The sequence below is a fragment of the Pseudomonas fragariae (ex Marin et al. 2024) genome, assembly GCF_059621105.1.
The window spans coordinates 5,480,763-5,494,018 of record NZ_CM184369.1; the positions used below are offsets into that span (position 1 = coordinate 5,480,763).

Here is a 13,256-nt window from a genome sequence, read left to right on the forward strand (position 1 = left end):
AGTGTGACGAAAACGGGTTCGGCGTCAGTCGAACCCGGATACAAAAAAGCTCCTGTCACGCAAGTGCAGGAGCTTTTTTATGAGCGGCTGAATCAGAACTGCGATTGCAGGTAGTTCTGCAGGCCGATGGACTTGATCAGCCCCATCTGCTGTTCGAGCCAGTAGGTATGGTCTTCTTCGGTATCAGCCAGCTGCACGCGCAGGATTTCTCGGGTCACGTAGTCGCTGTGCAGCTCACAGAGCTCGATACCCTTGCACAGGGCAGCACGTACCTTGTATTCGAGACGCAGATCGCTGGCGAGCATCTCAGGCACTGTGGTGCCGACGTCGAGGTCGTCCGGGCGCATGCGCGGCGTGCCTTCCAGCATCAGGATACGACGCATCAACGCATCAGCGTGTTGCGCCTCTTCTTCCATCTCATGATTGATACGCTCGTAGAGCTTCGAAAAGCCCCAGTCTTCGTACATGCGTGAGTGAACGAAATATTGGTCACGAGCTGCCAGTTCGCCCGTGAGCAACGTGTTGAGATAATCGATTACTTCGGGGTGGCCTTGCATCGCACCAGACTCCTGCTTCAAAGACAATAGTTTGAACCAAGCGCCGCGCGAGGTCACTTAGAAAAACGCAATAAACCGACGAAAAGTGGCGAAATTACGCCGTTAAGAAGCGAAAAACCGCCCAAATGAGGGCGGTTCTGTTTCTCACTTCGACTCAGCCCAGTTTTACGTCCAATGCGCGGGCAATGCCTTCGCCGTAAGCAGGGTCAGCTTTGTAGAAATGCTGCAACTGACGTTGCACGACATCACTGGAAACGCCTGCCATTGCGCCGGCAATATTGCCAATCAACAGGGCTTGCTGATCAGCGCTCATCAGGTTGAACAACTTGCCTGCCTGACTGTAGTAATCGCCGTCTACTCGATGATCATGACGATCTGCTGCACCGTTCAGAGACAGCGCAGGCTCCGCGTAGCGCGGATTCTCTTTCGGCGCATCCGAGTAGCTGTTCGGTTCATAGTTTGGCGTCGCACCGCCATTGGTGCCGAAGGCCATCGCCCCGTCACGCTGATAGCTGTGCACCGGACTCTTGGGCGCATTGATCGGCAGCTGCTGGTGGTTGGTACCTACGCGATAGCGATGCGCATCAGCATAGGCAAATACGCGCCCTTGCAACATGCGGTCTGGCGAAAGGCCAACGCCTGGCACCATGTTGCTTGGGCCAAACGCGGCCTGCTCGACTTCGGCAAAGTAGTTGAGCGGGTTGCGGTTCAACTCCAGCTCGCCCACCTCGATCAGCGGGTATTCTTTCTGCGACCAGGTCTTGGTCACGTCGAACGGGTTTTCATGATGATTCGCAGCCTGAGCTTCGGTCATCAACTGGATGCACACCTGCCACTTGGGGAAGTCGCCCTTCTCGATGGCAGTGAACAGATCGCGCTGAGCGTAATCAGGATCAGTACCGGCAATGCGCGCAGCCTCTGCGGGCGTCAGATTCTTGATCCCCTGGCGGGTCTTGTAATGCCACTTCACCCAATGACGCTCACCTGCAGCACTGATGAGGCTATAGGTGTGGCTGCCGAAGCCGTGCATGTGACGGTAGCCGTCCGGAATGCCACGATCGGAGAACAGAATAGTGACCTGGTGCAGCGCTTCAGGCGAGTGCGACCAGAAATCCCACATCATCTGAGGGCTCTTCAGATTGGTCTGCGGCAGGCGCTTCTGGGTGTGAATGAAATCAGGGAATTTCAGGGGGTCGCGGATAAAGAACACCGGCGTGTTGTTACCGACGATGTCCCAGTTACCTTCCTCGGTGTAAAACTTGATCGCAAAGCCACGAGGGTCACGCTCGGTGTCAGCCGAACCACGCTCGCCGCCTACGGTGGAGAAGCGCAGGAAAATCGGCGTCTGCTTGCCAACCGTGTCGAACAGCCTGGCGCTGGTGTATTGGCTGATGTCGCGGGTCACGGTGAACGTACCATGAGCACCCGACCCCTTGGCGTGCACGCGACGCTCCGGGATGTTTTCACGGTTGAAGTGGGCAAGCTTTTCGATCAGATGGAAATCATCGAGCAGTAGAGGACCACGTGGGCCTGCCGAACGGGAGTTCTGATTGTCTGCGACGGGGGCACCGCCGGCGGTCGTAAGGGTCTTCTGGCTCATCTACATCTTCCTCTGGTGTGTATAGCCGGCTGATCGGCTTGAGAGGAAGTATTGTCGAAAGCTATTGCAGCGTCGAATTCATTAAAGCATGACTATCGATAGCAATTCTTAATTCCGGAAAACAAAAAACCGGGCACTGGGCCCGGTTTCATGTTCAAACTGATGTCTTATTCAGCAGCTTCTACAGAGCCACCGACAGGACGATCAACCAGCTCGACGTACGCCATTGGCGCGTTGTCGCCAGCGCGGAAGCCGCACTTGAGGATGCGCAGGTAGCCGCCCTGACGGGTTGCATAGCGCTTGCCCAGATCGTTGAACAGTTTGCCGACGATTTCTTTCGAACGAGTACGGTCGAAAGCCAGACGACGGTTGGCAACGCTGTCTTCCTTGGCCAGGGTGATCAGCGGCTCGGCAACGCGGCGCAGTTCCTTGGCTTTCGGCAGGGTAGTTTTGATCAGCTCGTGCTCGAACAGCGACACCGCCATGTTTTGAAACATGGCTTTGCGGTGAGAGCTGGTACGGCTCAGGTGACGTCCACTTTTACGATGACGCATGGTTCATTCCTTACCAAACTCGCGTTCGGTGATTACGACGATCAGGCCGTAGCCTTGTCGTCCTTCTTAAGACTTGCCGGCGGCCAGTTGTCGAGGCGCATGCCGAGGGAGAGACCACGAGAAGCCAGAACGTCCTTGATCTCGGTCAAGGATTTCTTGCCCAGGTTCGGAGTCTTCAACAGCTCTACTTCGGTGCGCTGAATCAGATCGCCGATGTAGTAGATGTTCTCCGCCTTAAGGCAGTTGGCCGAACGCACGGTCAGTTCCAAATCGTCAACCGGACGAAGCAGGATCGGATCGATCTCGTCTTCCTGTTCGATTACCACTGGTTCGCTGTCGCCTTTGAGGTCCACGAACGCAGCCAACTGCTGTTGCAGAATGGTTGCAGCGCGACGGATAGCCTCTTCAGGGTCCAGAGTACCGTTGGTTTCCAGATCAATAACCAGCTTGTCCAGGTTAGTACGCTGTTCGACACGGGCGTTTTCCACCACGTATGCGATACGGCGAACCGGGCTGAACGAAGAGTCAAGCTGCAAGCGACCAATGCTGCGGCTTTCGTCTTCATCGCTTTGACGCGAGTCTGCCGGCTCATAACCACGACCACGAGCTACGGTGAGCTTCATGTTCAAGACGCCGTTAGACGCCAGGTTAGCGATTACGTGATCGGGGTTAACGATCTCGACATCATGATCCAGCTGAATATCGGCAGCGGTAACCACCCCCGAACCCTTCTTCGACAAGGTCAGCGTAACTTCGTCTCGACCGTGCAGCTTGATAGCCAGACCTTTAAGGTTCAACAGGATTTCAATGACGTCTTCCTGTACACCTTCGATGGCGCTGTACTCATGGAGTACACCGTCAATCTCGGCCTCGACTACTGCACAGCCGGGCATGGAGGACAACAAAATGCGGCGAAGCGCGTTGCCCAGGGTATGGCCGAAACCACGCTCGAGAGGCTCGAGAGTGATTTTGGCGCGGGTTGGACTGACAACCTGCACATCAATGTGGCGGGGTGTCAGGAACTCATTTACCGAAATCTGCATGGATGCACCTATTTTCTAGCCCTTACTTGGAGTAGAGCTCGACAATCAGGCTTTCGTTGATGTCGGCGGATAGATCACTGCGAGCTGGAACGTTCTTGAAAACGCCCGATTTCTTCTCAGTGTCTACTTCTACCCATTCTACGCGGCCACGTTGGGCACACAGATCGAGAGCCTGGACAATACGCAGCTGATTCTTAGCTTTTTCGCGGATAGCAACAACGTCGCCAGCACGAACCTGATAAGAAGGAACGTTAACGGTTTTGCCGTTTACGCTGACCGACTTGTGCGAAACCAATTGACGGGATTCGGCACGCGTCGAGCCGAAGCCCATGCGGTATACAACGTTGTCCAGACGGCATTCGAGCAGTTGCAGCAGGTTCTCGCCTGTTGCACCTTTCTTGCCGGCGGCTTCTTTGTAGTAGCCGCTGAACTGACGCTCGAGAACGCCGTAGATACGACGGACTTTTTGCTTTTCACGCAGCTGAGTACCGTAATCGGACTGGCGACCACGACGTTGGCCGTGGATACCTGGAGCTGCTTCGATGTTGCACTTGGATTCGATAGCGCGAACGCCGCTCTTCAGAAAGAGATCGGTGCCTTCACGACGAGCAAGTTTGCATTTTGGACCAATGTAACGAGCCATTTCTTACAGTCTCCTGGATTACACGCGGCGCTTCTTCGGCGGACGGCACCCGTTGTGCGGGATTGGCGTCACGTCGGTGATGCTGGCGATCTTATAGCCACAGCCGTTCAATGCACGGACAGCGGATTCACGACCTGGGCCTGGACCCTTGACATTGACGTCGAGGTTCTTCAGACCGTACTCCAGCGCAGCTTGACCAGCACGTTCAGCAGCTACTTGAGCAGCGAACGGGGTGGACTTGCGCGAACCACGGAAACCCGAACCGCCGGAGGTAGCCCACGAAAGAGCGTTACCTTGACGATCGGTAATGGTGACGATTGTGTTGTTAAACGACGCGTGGATGTGGGCGATGCCATCAACCACTGTCTTTTTAACTTTTTTACGAGGACGAGCAGCAGGTTTTGCCATGACTAAATTCCTGTCGTTGCGCTGGTGCGATTACTTGCGGATCGGCTTACGCGGACCTTTGCGAGTACGCGCGTTGGTCTTGGTACGCTGACCGCGCACTGGAAGACCACGACGATGACGCAGACCGCGGTAGCAGCCCAGGTCCATCAAGCGCTTGATTTTCATGTTGATTTCGCGACGCAGGTCACCTTCAGTGGTGAACTTCGCCACTTCGCCACGCAGCTGTTCAATCTGCTCGTCGCTCAGATCTTTGATTTTCACCGCCGGATTTACGCCGGTGGTTGCACAAATTTTCTGTGCGGTGGTGCGACCAACACCATAGATGTAGGTCAACGAGATAACAGTATGCTTGTTATCTGGAATGTTAACGCCTGCAATACGGGCCATTCAGTGGGACTCCAATTGACAGCTACCTACGCCCCGGAAGCCAAGAAATAGGGCGCGAGATAATATCGCTGTAGTAACAAATAATCAACCCAGCAGCGCACTAGCTGCTGGGCTTAAGCACAAATCACAATCAGCCTTGGCGCTGCTTATGACGTGGTTCCGCGCTGCAAATTACTCGAACCACACCTTCGCGGCGGATAATCTTGCAGTTACGGCACAGCTTTTTCACCGATGCACGAACTTTCATCACCAACTCCTCGAACCTTAGGGGTGCTTCAGCGCAGCATACCGCCGCTGCCACCGTAGCCCTTCAGGTTGGCTTTCTTCATCAGGGATTCATACTGGTGCGAAACGAGGTGAGATTGCACTTGCGACATAAAGTCCATCACAACCACGACCACGATCAGCAACGAGGTCCCGCCAAGGTAGAACGGTACGTTTGCCGCGACCACCAGAAACTGGGGAAGCAGACACACGGCCGTCATATATAGAGCACCGAACATGGTCAAGCGAGTCAAAACGCCATCAATGTAGCGCGCCGACTGCTCGCCTGGACGAATACCCGGAATAAAGGCACCGGACTTCTTCAGGTTTTCCGCTACGTCTTTCGGATTGAACATCAACGCCGTATAGAAGAAGCAGAAGAAAATAATCCCTGCACTAAACAGCAGAATATTCAACGGCTGACCAGGAGCGATCGACTGCGAGATGTCCTGCAACCAGCCCAGACCTTCAGACTGACCGAACCAGGACCCCAACGAAGCCGGGAACAGCAAAATGCTGCTCGCGAAAATGGCCGGTATCACACCAGCCATGTTCACTTTCAGCGGCAAGTGGCTTGTCTGCGCAGCGAAGACCTTGCGGCCCTGCTGACGCTTGGCGTAGTGAACGGCGATTCGACGCTGACCACGCTCAATGAACACCACAAAACCGATGATCGCTACCGCCAGCAAACCGATTGCAACCAGAGCGAAGATATTGATATCACCCTGACGTGCAGACTCGAAAGACTGCCCTATTGCTCTCGGAAGACCGGCGACGATACCTGCGAAAATCAACATCGAGATACCGTTGCCGACACCGCGCTCGGTGATCTGCTCGCCCAGCCACATCATGAACATCGCACCTGCCACGAAGGTAGTTACGGCCACAAAGTGGAAACCCAGGTCCCCAGAAAACGCGACGCCCTGACTCGCCAGACCAACGGACATGCCGATAGCTTGGACCAGAGCCAGGACAACGGTGCCATAGCGGGTGTACTGGCTTATCTTGCGACGGCCAGCTTCACCTTCCTTCTTCAACTGCTCCAGCTGCGGGCTGACGGCAGTCATCAACTGCATGATGATCGATGCCGAAATGTACGGCATGATCCCCAGTGCAAAGATGCTCATCCGTTCCAGCGCGCCACCGGAAAACATGTTGAACAAGCTAAGAATGGTCCCCTCATTCTGTCGAAACAGTTCTGCGAGTCGATCCGGGTTGATACCTGGAACCGGGATGTGTGCGCCTATTCGGTAGACGATAATCGCCAGGAACAGAAAACGCAGACGAGCCCAGAGTTCAGACATACCGCCTTTGCCGAGCGCTGAGAGAGCACCTTGCTTAGCCATTTATTCCTCGAACTTGCCGCCAGCTGCTTCGATAGCCGCACGCGCACCTTTGGTGGCGGCGATACCCTTGATAGTGACAGCGCGAGTAACTTCGCCCGACAGCATGATTTTCACACGCTGAACGTTCTGGTTAATCACGTTGGCATCTTTCAGGGACTGCACAGTTACGATGTCGCCTTCCACTTTAGCCAGCTCGGACAAACGCACTTCTGCGCGATCCATGGCCTTCAGGGAAACGAAACCGAATTTTGGCAGGCGACGATGCAGCGGCTGTTGGCCGCCCTCAAAGCCCGGAGCAATGGTGCCACCGGAGCGGGAGCTTTGACCTTTGTGGCCACGGCCACCGGTCTTGCCCAAACCGCTACCGATACCACGGCCCGGACGATGCTTTTCGCGACGGGAACCCGGCGCTGGACTCAGATCATTGAGTTTCATCGATTAACCCTCGACTCGCAGCATGTAGTAAGCCTTGTTGATCATCCCGCGATTTTCGGGAGTATCCAGGACTTCTACAGTGTGACCGATGCGACGCAGACCCAAACCCTTAATGCACAATCTGTGATTAGGGATGCGGCCGGTCATGCTTTTGATCAGCGTTACTTTAACGGTAGCCATGATCAGATGATCTCCTCAACACGCTTGCCACGTTTGGCAGCGATCGACTCAGGAGACTGCATGCCCTTCAAACCCTTGAACGTAGCGTGAACCACGTTTACCGGGTTAGTCGAACCGTAGCACTTGGCCAATACGTTCTGGACACCAGCAACTTCCAGCACTGCGCGCATTGCGCCGCCAGCGATGATACCGGTACCTTCAGAAGCAGGCTGCATGTACACCTTGGAGGCGCCATGAGCAGACTTCATCGCGTACTGCAGGGTAGTGCCGTTCAGATCAACCTGAATCATGTTGCGACGAGCAGCTTCCATCGCTTTCTGGATTGCAGCAGGCACTTCACGTGACTTGCCACGGCCGAAGCCAACGCGCCCTTTACCATCACCCACTACGGTCAACGCAGTGAAAGTGAAGATACGGCCGCCTTTTACGGTTTTGGCCACGCGGTTAACTTGAACCAGCTTCTCGATGTAGCCTTCGTCGCGTTTTTGGTCGTGATTTGACATAACTTAGAACTCCAGCCCGCCTTCACGAGCAGCATCAGCCAGCGCTTTGACACGGCCGTGGTACTTGAAGCCAGAACGGTCGAAAGCGACTTGCGATACACCCGCGGCTTTCGCGCGCTCGGCGACCAGCTTGCCAACCTTAGTGGCCGCGTCGATGTTGCCAGTGGCGCCATCACGCAGTTCTTTGTCCAAAGTCGAGGCGCTTGCCAGGACTTTGCTGCCGTCGGCCGAGATGACCTGGGCATAAATGTGCTGCGAAGAGCGGTGCACGCAGAGACGCACGACTTCCAGCTCGTGCATTTTCAGGCGTGCTTTGCGAGCGCGACGCAGTCGGGTAACTTTTTTGACGGTCATTTGCTATGCCCTACTTCTTCTTGGCTTCTTTACGGCGGACGACTTCGTCTGCGTAACGCACACCTTTGCCTTTGTAAGGCTCAGGACGGCGGAAGTCGCGGATCTCAGCGGCCACTTGACCAACCAACTGCTTATCGATACCGCGAATCAGGATATCGGTCTGGCTGGGGGTCTCAGCGGTGATGCCATTCGGCAATTCGTAGTCCACTGGGTGCGAGAAGCCAAGTGCAAGGTTCAGTACCGTGCCTTTTGCTTGCGCCTTGTAACCAACACCGACCAGCTGGAGCTTGCGCTCGAAGCCTTGGCTTACGCCTTGGACCATGTTGTTTACCAGTGCACGAGTGGTGCCTGCCATTGCGCGGGTTTGTTGATCGCCATTGCGAGCAGCGAAACGCAGCTCACCAGCTTCTTCAACAATCTCAACGGACGAATGGATGTTCAGTTCTAGAGTGCCCTTGGCACCCTTCACCGAAAGCAGCTGGCCGACGAGTTTGACTTCGACGCCGGATGGCAGCTTAACGGGGTTCTTAGCGACGCGTGACATGCTTATCCCCCCTTAGAACACAGTGCAAAGCACTTCGCCACCGACACCGGCAGCGCGCGCAGCACGATCCGTCATCACACCTTTACTGGTGGAGACGATAGACACACCAAGACCGCCACGAACTTTCGGCAGATCATCGGAGGACTTGTACTGACGCAAGCCTGGGCGGCTGACGCGCTTAACCTCTTCGATGACCGGACGGCCTTCGAAGTACTTAAGCTCGATGGACAGCGAGGATTTAACTTCGCTGCTGATCTGATAACCCGCAATGTAGCCTTCGTCCTTCAGGACTTTTGCTACAGCAACCTTCAACGTGGAAGATGGCATGCTTACGACGGGCTTTTCAGCCATCTGGGCATTACGGATACGAGTTAGCATGTCCGCTAACGGGTCCTGCATACTCATGGGCTAGACGCTCCTAAAACAAAATAATTAGCCTTGCGGCTACAGCTTGATCGCCGAGAACTTCCGGGCAAGTAAAAACACGGGCTCAGGCGAGCCGGCAATTCTAGTCCTACGCCGGAAATGAATCAAGCCCCAAAAGGGGCTTGATTCAAATTCAGGCTCCATCCCGACCGGTGACTTGCGTAACCGGCGGGAGGGCGCGAGAGGTGTCGCCTTACCAGCTGGCTTTGACCAGACCTGGAACGTCGCCACGCATAGCTGCTTCACGCAGCTTGTTACGGCCAAGGCCGAACTTGCGGTAGACGCCGTGTGGACGACCAGTGATGCGGCAACGGTTACGCATGCGCGCAGCGCTTGCGTCACGTGGTTGCTTCTGCAGGGCTACGGTAGCTTCCCAACGCGCTTCTGGACTTGCGTTCAGATCGACGATGATAGCTTTCAGCTCTGCACGCTTCTTGGCGTACTTGGCAACAGTGAGCTGACGCTTCAGCTCACGGTTTTTCATGCTCATCTTGGCCATTGTCCTACTCCAATCAGTTGCGGAACGGGAATTTGAAAGCACGCAGCAATGCGCGACCTTCATCATCGTTCTTGGCAGTGGTGGTCAGGGTGATGTCCAGACCGCGAAGAGCATCGATCTTGTCGTAGTCAATTTCCGGGAAAATGATCTGCTCTTTGACGCCCATGCTGTAGTTACCACGACCATCGAAGGACTTGGCATTCAGGCCGCGGAAGTCGCGAACCCGAGGCAGGGAGATCGACAGCAGACGATCCAGGAATTCGTACATACGATCGCGGCGCAGAGTCACTTTGACACCGATCGGCCAACCTTCACGGACTTTAAAGCCAGCGATGGATTTCCGAGCGTAAGTCACAACGACTTTTTGACCGGTGATCTTTTCCAGGTCAGCAACAGCGTGCTCGATGACTTTCTTGTCGCCGATCGCTTCGCCCAGACCCATGTTCAGGGTGATTTTGGTAACGCGCGGAACTTCCATCACGTTCGAAAGCTTAAGTTCTTCCTTAAGTTTCGGAGCGATTTCCTTCCGGTAAATCTCTTTTAGTCGTGCCATGGTCTTCTACCTAGCAGTGTTCAAGCATCAACCGCTTTTTGGGTCGACTTGAAGACACGAATTTTCTTGCCGTCTTCAACTTTGAAACCAACGCGGTCAGCCTTGTTGGTTGCGCCGTTGAAAATGGCGACGTTGGAAGCGTGCATTGGCGCTTCTTTCTCGACGATACCGCCCTGTACGCCCGACATCGGGTTTGGCTTGGTATGACGCTTCACCAGGTTGATCCCACCAACGACCAAACGGTCGTCAGCGAGAACCTTGAGCACCTTACCGCGCTTACCTTTGTCTTTGCCGGCGATCACGATGATCTCGTCGTCACGACGAATCTTTTGCATGTCGGATCTCCTTAGAGCACTTCTGGGGCGAGCGAGACGATCTTCATGAACTTCTCAGTACGAAGTTCACGGGTCACTGGCCCAAAGATACGGGTACCGATCGGCTCTTGCTTGTTGTTCAACAGAACAGCAGCGTTGCCATCGAAGCGGATGATGGAGCCGTCTGCACGACGAACACCGTGGCGAGTGCGGACTACAACTGCAGTCATCACCTGGCCTTTCTTCACCTTGCCGCGAGGAATTGCTTCCTTGACGGTTACTTTGATGATGTCACCGATACCAGCGTAACGACGATGGGAGCCACCCAGCACCTTGATGCACATAACGCGGCGTGCGCCGCTGTTATCGGCCACATCGAGCATGGATTGAGTCTGAATCATATAATTTCTCCGACCCCTAGCCCTTAGACTTCCACAGCGCGTTCGAGGATATCAACCAACGCCCAAGACTTGGTCTTGGCTACCGGACGAGTTTCACGAATAGTGACCTTGTCGCCGATATGGCATTGATTGGTTTCGTCGTGCGCGTGCAGCTTAGTCGAACGCTTAACGTATTTACCGTAGATCGGGTGCTTTACGCGACGCTCGATCAGAACGGTGATGGTCTTGTCCATCTTGTCGCTGACAACACGGCCAGTCAGCGTACGGACAGTTTTTTCGGCTTCAGCCATGATTACTTACCTGCCTGCTGGTTGAGCACAGTTTTCACGCGAGCGATGTCACGCTTAACTTGCGAGAGCAGATGAGACTGCCCCAACTGGCCAGTTGCCTTCTGCATACGCAGATTGAACTGGTCGCGCAGCAGGCCGAGCAGTTGCTCGTTCAGCTGCTGTGCTGATTTTTCACGAAGTTCATTCGCTTTCATCACATCACCGTCCGCTTAACAAAGGAGGTGGCGAGCGGCAGCTTTGCAGCAGCCAGGGCGAAAGCCTCACGCGCCAGCTCTTCAGTAACACCCTCGATTTCATACAGGACTTTGCCTGGCTGAATCTGGGCAACCCAGTACTCCACGTTACCCTTACCTTTACCCATCCGAACTTCGAGTGGCTTTTTGGTTACAGGCTTGTCCGGGAACACACGGATCCAGATCTTGCCGCCACGTTTAACGTGACGGGTCAGAGCACGACGCGCTGACTCGATCTGACGAGCGGTGAGACGACCACGAGCTACAGACTTCAGCGCGAACTCGCCGAAGCTGACTTTGCTACCGCGCAGTGCCAGACCACGGTTGTGGCCGGTCATCTGCTTGCGGAACTTCGTACGCTTTGGTTGCAACATTTGGCGTACCCCTTACTTAGCAGCTTTTTTACGAGGCGCTGGTGCTTGTGGTTTCAGTTCTTCTTGGCGACCACCAATTACTTCGCCTTTGAAGATCCAAACCTTTACACCGATCACACCGTAAGTGGTGTGAGCTTCGTAGTTGGCATAGTCGATGTCGGCACGCAGGGTGTGCAGTGGCACACGACCTTCGCGATACCATTCAGTACGTGCGATTTCAGCACCGCCGAGACGACCGCTCACTTGGATTTTGATGCCTTTGGCACCAATGCGCATGGCGTTCTGAACAGCGCGCTTCATAGCGCGACGGAACATTACGCGACGCTCCAGCTGCTGAGCTACGCTCTGCGCAACCAGCATACCGTCGAGCTCCGGCTTACGGATCTCTTCGATATTGATGTGCACAGGCACACCCATTTGCTTGGTCAGGTCCTGACGCAGTTTCTCAACATCTTCACCTTTCTTCCCGATAACGATACCTGGACGAGCGGTGTGGATGGTGATACGTGCTGTCTGAGCCGGACGATGGATATCGATACGGCTGACGGACGCGCTTTTTAATTTGTCTTGGAGGTACTCACGCACTTTCAGATCAGCGAACAAATAGTCCGCATAAGTCCGACCGTCTGCGTACCAGACGGAGGTGTGCTCCTTGACGATTCCCAGGCGAATGCCAATGGGATGTACTTTCTGACCCATCTCTTCGACTCCGTTACTTGTCAGCAACCTTGACAGTGATATGGCAAGACCGCTTGACGATGCGATCAGCACGGCCTTTAGCACGTGGCATGATGCGCTTCAGCGAACGCCCTTCGTTGACGAAAACGGTGGAGACCTTGAGGTCATCAACGTCTGCGCCTTCGTTATGCTCGGCGTTGGCTACAGCCGACTCCAGCACTTTCTTCAGGATCTCGGCGGCTTTCTTACTGCTGAAAGCCAACAGGTTGAGCGCTTCGCCCACCTTCTTCCCGCGGATCTGGTCGGCGACCAAGCGGGCTTTCTGGGCGGAGATTCGAGCGCCCGACAACTTAGCGGCTACTTCCATCGTTCCTTACCCCTTAACGCTTGGCTTTCTTGTCTGCCACGTGCCCACGATATGTGCGGGTACCGGCAAACTCGCCTAGTTTATGGCCGACCATGTCTTCGTTCACGAGAACTGGAACATGTTGGCGACCGTTATGCACTGCAATGGTCAAACCGACCATTTGTGGCAGGATCATCGAACGACGCGACCAGGTCTTAACTGGTTTGCGATCGTTCTTTTCCGCCGCCACTTCGATCTTCTTCAGTAGGTGAAGATCAATAAAAGGACCTTTTTTCAGAGAACGTGGCACTGTCGTATCCCTCT

General features: G+C 54.8%; 25 protein-coding genes. All 25 read right to left on the minus strand.

Annotation, left to right across the window (positions count from 1 at the left end; genetic code table 11):
- Positions 1-92 precede the first annotated feature (92 nt).
- The 25 genes from bfr to rpsS all read right to left on the minus strand — a co-directional run bounded on the left by bfr (position 93) and on the right by rpsS (position 13,242).
- Positions 93-557, minus strand: a complete 465-nt coding sequence (bfr, locus tag AC54XV_RS23710; RefSeq protein ID WP_003317095.1) for a bacterioferritin — start codon at positions 555-557, stop codon at positions 93-95.
- Positions 558-711: 154 nt separating this feature from the next.
- The gene (locus AC54XV_RS23715; protein WP_060405923.1) at positions 712-2,157 is read right to left on the minus strand and encodes a catalase; all 1,446 of its coding nucleotides are present in this window, start codon (positions 2,155-2,157) and stop codon (positions 712-714) included.
- Positions 2,158-2,324: 167 nt separating this feature from the next.
- Positions 2,325-2,711 carry a 50S ribosomal protein L17 gene (gene rplQ / locus AC54XV_RS23720; RefSeq protein WP_002555463.1) on the minus strand — a complete coding sequence of 129 codons (387 nt, stop codon included), beginning with the start codon at positions 2,709-2,711 and terminating at the stop codon, positions 2,325-2,327.
- 41 nt (positions 2,712-2,752) lie between these two features.
- Positions 2,753-3,754, minus strand: coding sequence for a DNA-directed RNA polymerase subunit alpha (locus AC54XV_RS23725; RefSeq protein WP_002555464.1), 1,002 nt, complete (start codon positions 3,752-3,754; stop codon positions 2,753-2,755).
- Between the two features lie 22 nt (positions 3,755-3,776).
- A complete protein-coding gene (gene rpsD, locus AC54XV_RS23730) occupies positions 3,777-4,397 on the minus strand; it encodes a 30S ribosomal protein S4 (protein ID WP_002555465.1) in 621 nt (206 codons plus the stop codon).
- An 18-nt stretch (positions 4,398-4,415) separates the two neighbouring features.
- Positions 4,416-4,805, minus strand: coding sequence for a 30S ribosomal protein S11 (rpsK, locus tag AC54XV_RS23735; protein WP_002555466.1), 390 nt, complete (start codon positions 4,803-4,805; stop codon positions 4,416-4,418).
- 30 nt (positions 4,806-4,835) lie between these two features.
- The gene (rpsM, locus tag AC54XV_RS23740) at positions 4,836-5,192 is read right to left on the minus strand and encodes a 30S ribosomal protein S13 (RefSeq protein ID WP_002555467.1); all 357 of its coding nucleotides are present in this window, start codon (positions 5,190-5,192) and stop codon (positions 4,836-4,838) included.
- Between the two features lie 130 nt (positions 5,193-5,322).
- The gene (rpmJ, locus tag AC54XV_RS23745; RefSeq protein WP_002555468.1) at positions 5,323-5,439 is read right to left on the minus strand and encodes a 50S ribosomal protein L36; all 117 of its coding nucleotides are present in this window, start codon (positions 5,437-5,439) and stop codon (positions 5,323-5,325) included.
- 28 nt (positions 5,440-5,467) lie between these two features.
- Positions 5,468-6,802: a preprotein translocase subunit SecY gene (gene secY, locus AC54XV_RS23750; protein ID WP_002555469.1), complete on the minus strand. Its 1,335-nt coding sequence runs from the start codon at positions 6,800-6,802 to the stop codon at positions 5,468-5,470.
- Complete coding sequence (gene rplO / locus AC54XV_RS23755) at positions 6,803-7,237, minus strand: 50S ribosomal protein L15 (protein WP_002555470.1); 435 nt, start codon at positions 7,235-7,237, stop codon at positions 6,803-6,805.
- 3 nt (positions 7,238-7,240) lie between these two features.
- Positions 7,241-7,417 carry a 50S ribosomal protein L30 gene (rpmD, locus tag AC54XV_RS23760; protein ID WP_002555471.1) on the minus strand — a complete coding sequence of 59 codons (177 nt, stop codon included), beginning with the start codon at positions 7,415-7,417 and terminating at the stop codon, positions 7,241-7,243.
- A 2-nt stretch (positions 7,418-7,419) separates the two neighbouring features.
- On the minus strand, positions 7,420-7,920 hold the full coding sequence (gene rpsE / locus AC54XV_RS23765) for a 30S ribosomal protein S5 (protein WP_003317099.1): 501 nt from the start codon (positions 7,918-7,920) through the stop codon (positions 7,420-7,422).
- A gap of 3 nt (positions 7,921-7,923) precedes the next feature.
- A complete protein-coding gene (rplR, locus tag AC54XV_RS23770; protein ID WP_002555473.1) occupies positions 7,924-8,274 on the minus strand; it encodes a 50S ribosomal protein L18 in 351 nt (116 codons plus the stop codon).
- A 10-nt stretch (positions 8,275-8,284) separates the two neighbouring features.
- Positions 8,285-8,818, minus strand: a complete 534-nt coding sequence (gene rplF / locus AC54XV_RS23775; RefSeq protein WP_002555474.1) for a 50S ribosomal protein L6 — start codon at positions 8,816-8,818, stop codon at positions 8,285-8,287.
- 12 nt (positions 8,819-8,830) lie between these two features.
- Positions 8,831-9,223, minus strand: coding sequence for a 30S ribosomal protein S8 (gene rpsH / locus AC54XV_RS23780; RefSeq protein ID WP_002555475.1), 393 nt, complete (start codon positions 9,221-9,223; stop codon positions 8,831-8,833).
- A gap of 214 nt (positions 9,224-9,437) precedes the next feature.
- On the minus strand, positions 9,438-9,743 hold the full coding sequence (rpsN, locus tag AC54XV_RS23785; RefSeq protein ID WP_003400428.1) for a 30S ribosomal protein S14: 306 nt from the start codon (positions 9,741-9,743) through the stop codon (positions 9,438-9,440).
- A gap of 13 nt (positions 9,744-9,756) precedes the next feature.
- On the minus strand, positions 9,757-10,296 hold the full coding sequence (rplE, locus tag AC54XV_RS23790; protein WP_002555477.1) for a 50S ribosomal protein L5: 540 nt from the start codon (positions 10,294-10,296) through the stop codon (positions 9,757-9,759).
- Between the two features lie 20 nt (positions 10,297-10,316).
- Positions 10,317-10,631 carry a 50S ribosomal protein L24 gene (gene rplX, locus AC54XV_RS23795; protein WP_003317102.1) on the minus strand — a complete coding sequence of 105 codons (315 nt, stop codon included), beginning with the start codon at positions 10,629-10,631 and terminating at the stop codon, positions 10,317-10,319.
- A gap of 11 nt (positions 10,632-10,642) precedes the next feature.
- The gene (rplN, locus tag AC54XV_RS23800) at positions 10,643-11,011 is read right to left on the minus strand and encodes a 50S ribosomal protein L14 (protein WP_002555479.1); all 369 of its coding nucleotides are present in this window, start codon (positions 11,009-11,011) and stop codon (positions 10,643-10,645) included.
- Between the two features lie 23 nt (positions 11,012-11,034).
- Entirely contained in the window at positions 11,035-11,301 is a 267-nt protein-coding gene (gene rpsQ, locus AC54XV_RS23805; protein WP_002555480.1) for a 30S ribosomal protein S17, read from the minus strand.
- Positions 11,302-11,303: 2 nt separating this feature from the next.
- Positions 11,304-11,495 carry a 50S ribosomal protein L29 gene (gene rpmC / locus AC54XV_RS23810; RefSeq protein ID WP_002555481.1) on the minus strand — a complete coding sequence of 64 codons (192 nt, stop codon included), beginning with the start codon at positions 11,493-11,495 and terminating at the stop codon, positions 11,304-11,306.
- Positions 11,495-11,908 carry a 50S ribosomal protein L16 gene (gene rplP / locus AC54XV_RS23815; protein ID WP_002555482.1) on the minus strand — a complete coding sequence of 138 codons (414 nt, stop codon included), beginning with the start codon at positions 11,906-11,908 and terminating at the stop codon, positions 11,495-11,497. Before rplP ends, rpmC begins: the two co-directional genes overlap by 1 nt.
- Positions 11,909-11,920: 12 nt before the next feature.
- Positions 11,921-12,607 carry a 30S ribosomal protein S3 gene (gene rpsC, locus AC54XV_RS23820; RefSeq protein ID WP_003176422.1) on the minus strand — a complete coding sequence of 229 codons (687 nt, stop codon included), beginning with the start codon at positions 12,605-12,607 and terminating at the stop codon, positions 11,921-11,923.
- Between the two features lie 13 nt (positions 12,608-12,620).
- Positions 12,621-12,953, minus strand: coding sequence for a 50S ribosomal protein L22 (gene rplV, locus AC54XV_RS23825; protein ID WP_002555485.1), 333 nt, complete (start codon positions 12,951-12,953; stop codon positions 12,621-12,623).
- 13 nt (positions 12,954-12,966) lie between these two features.
- A complete protein-coding gene (rpsS, locus tag AC54XV_RS23830) occupies positions 12,967-13,242 on the minus strand; it encodes a 30S ribosomal protein S19 (RefSeq protein WP_002555486.1) in 276 nt (91 codons plus the stop codon).
- Positions 13,243-13,256: the final 14 nt, after the last annotated feature.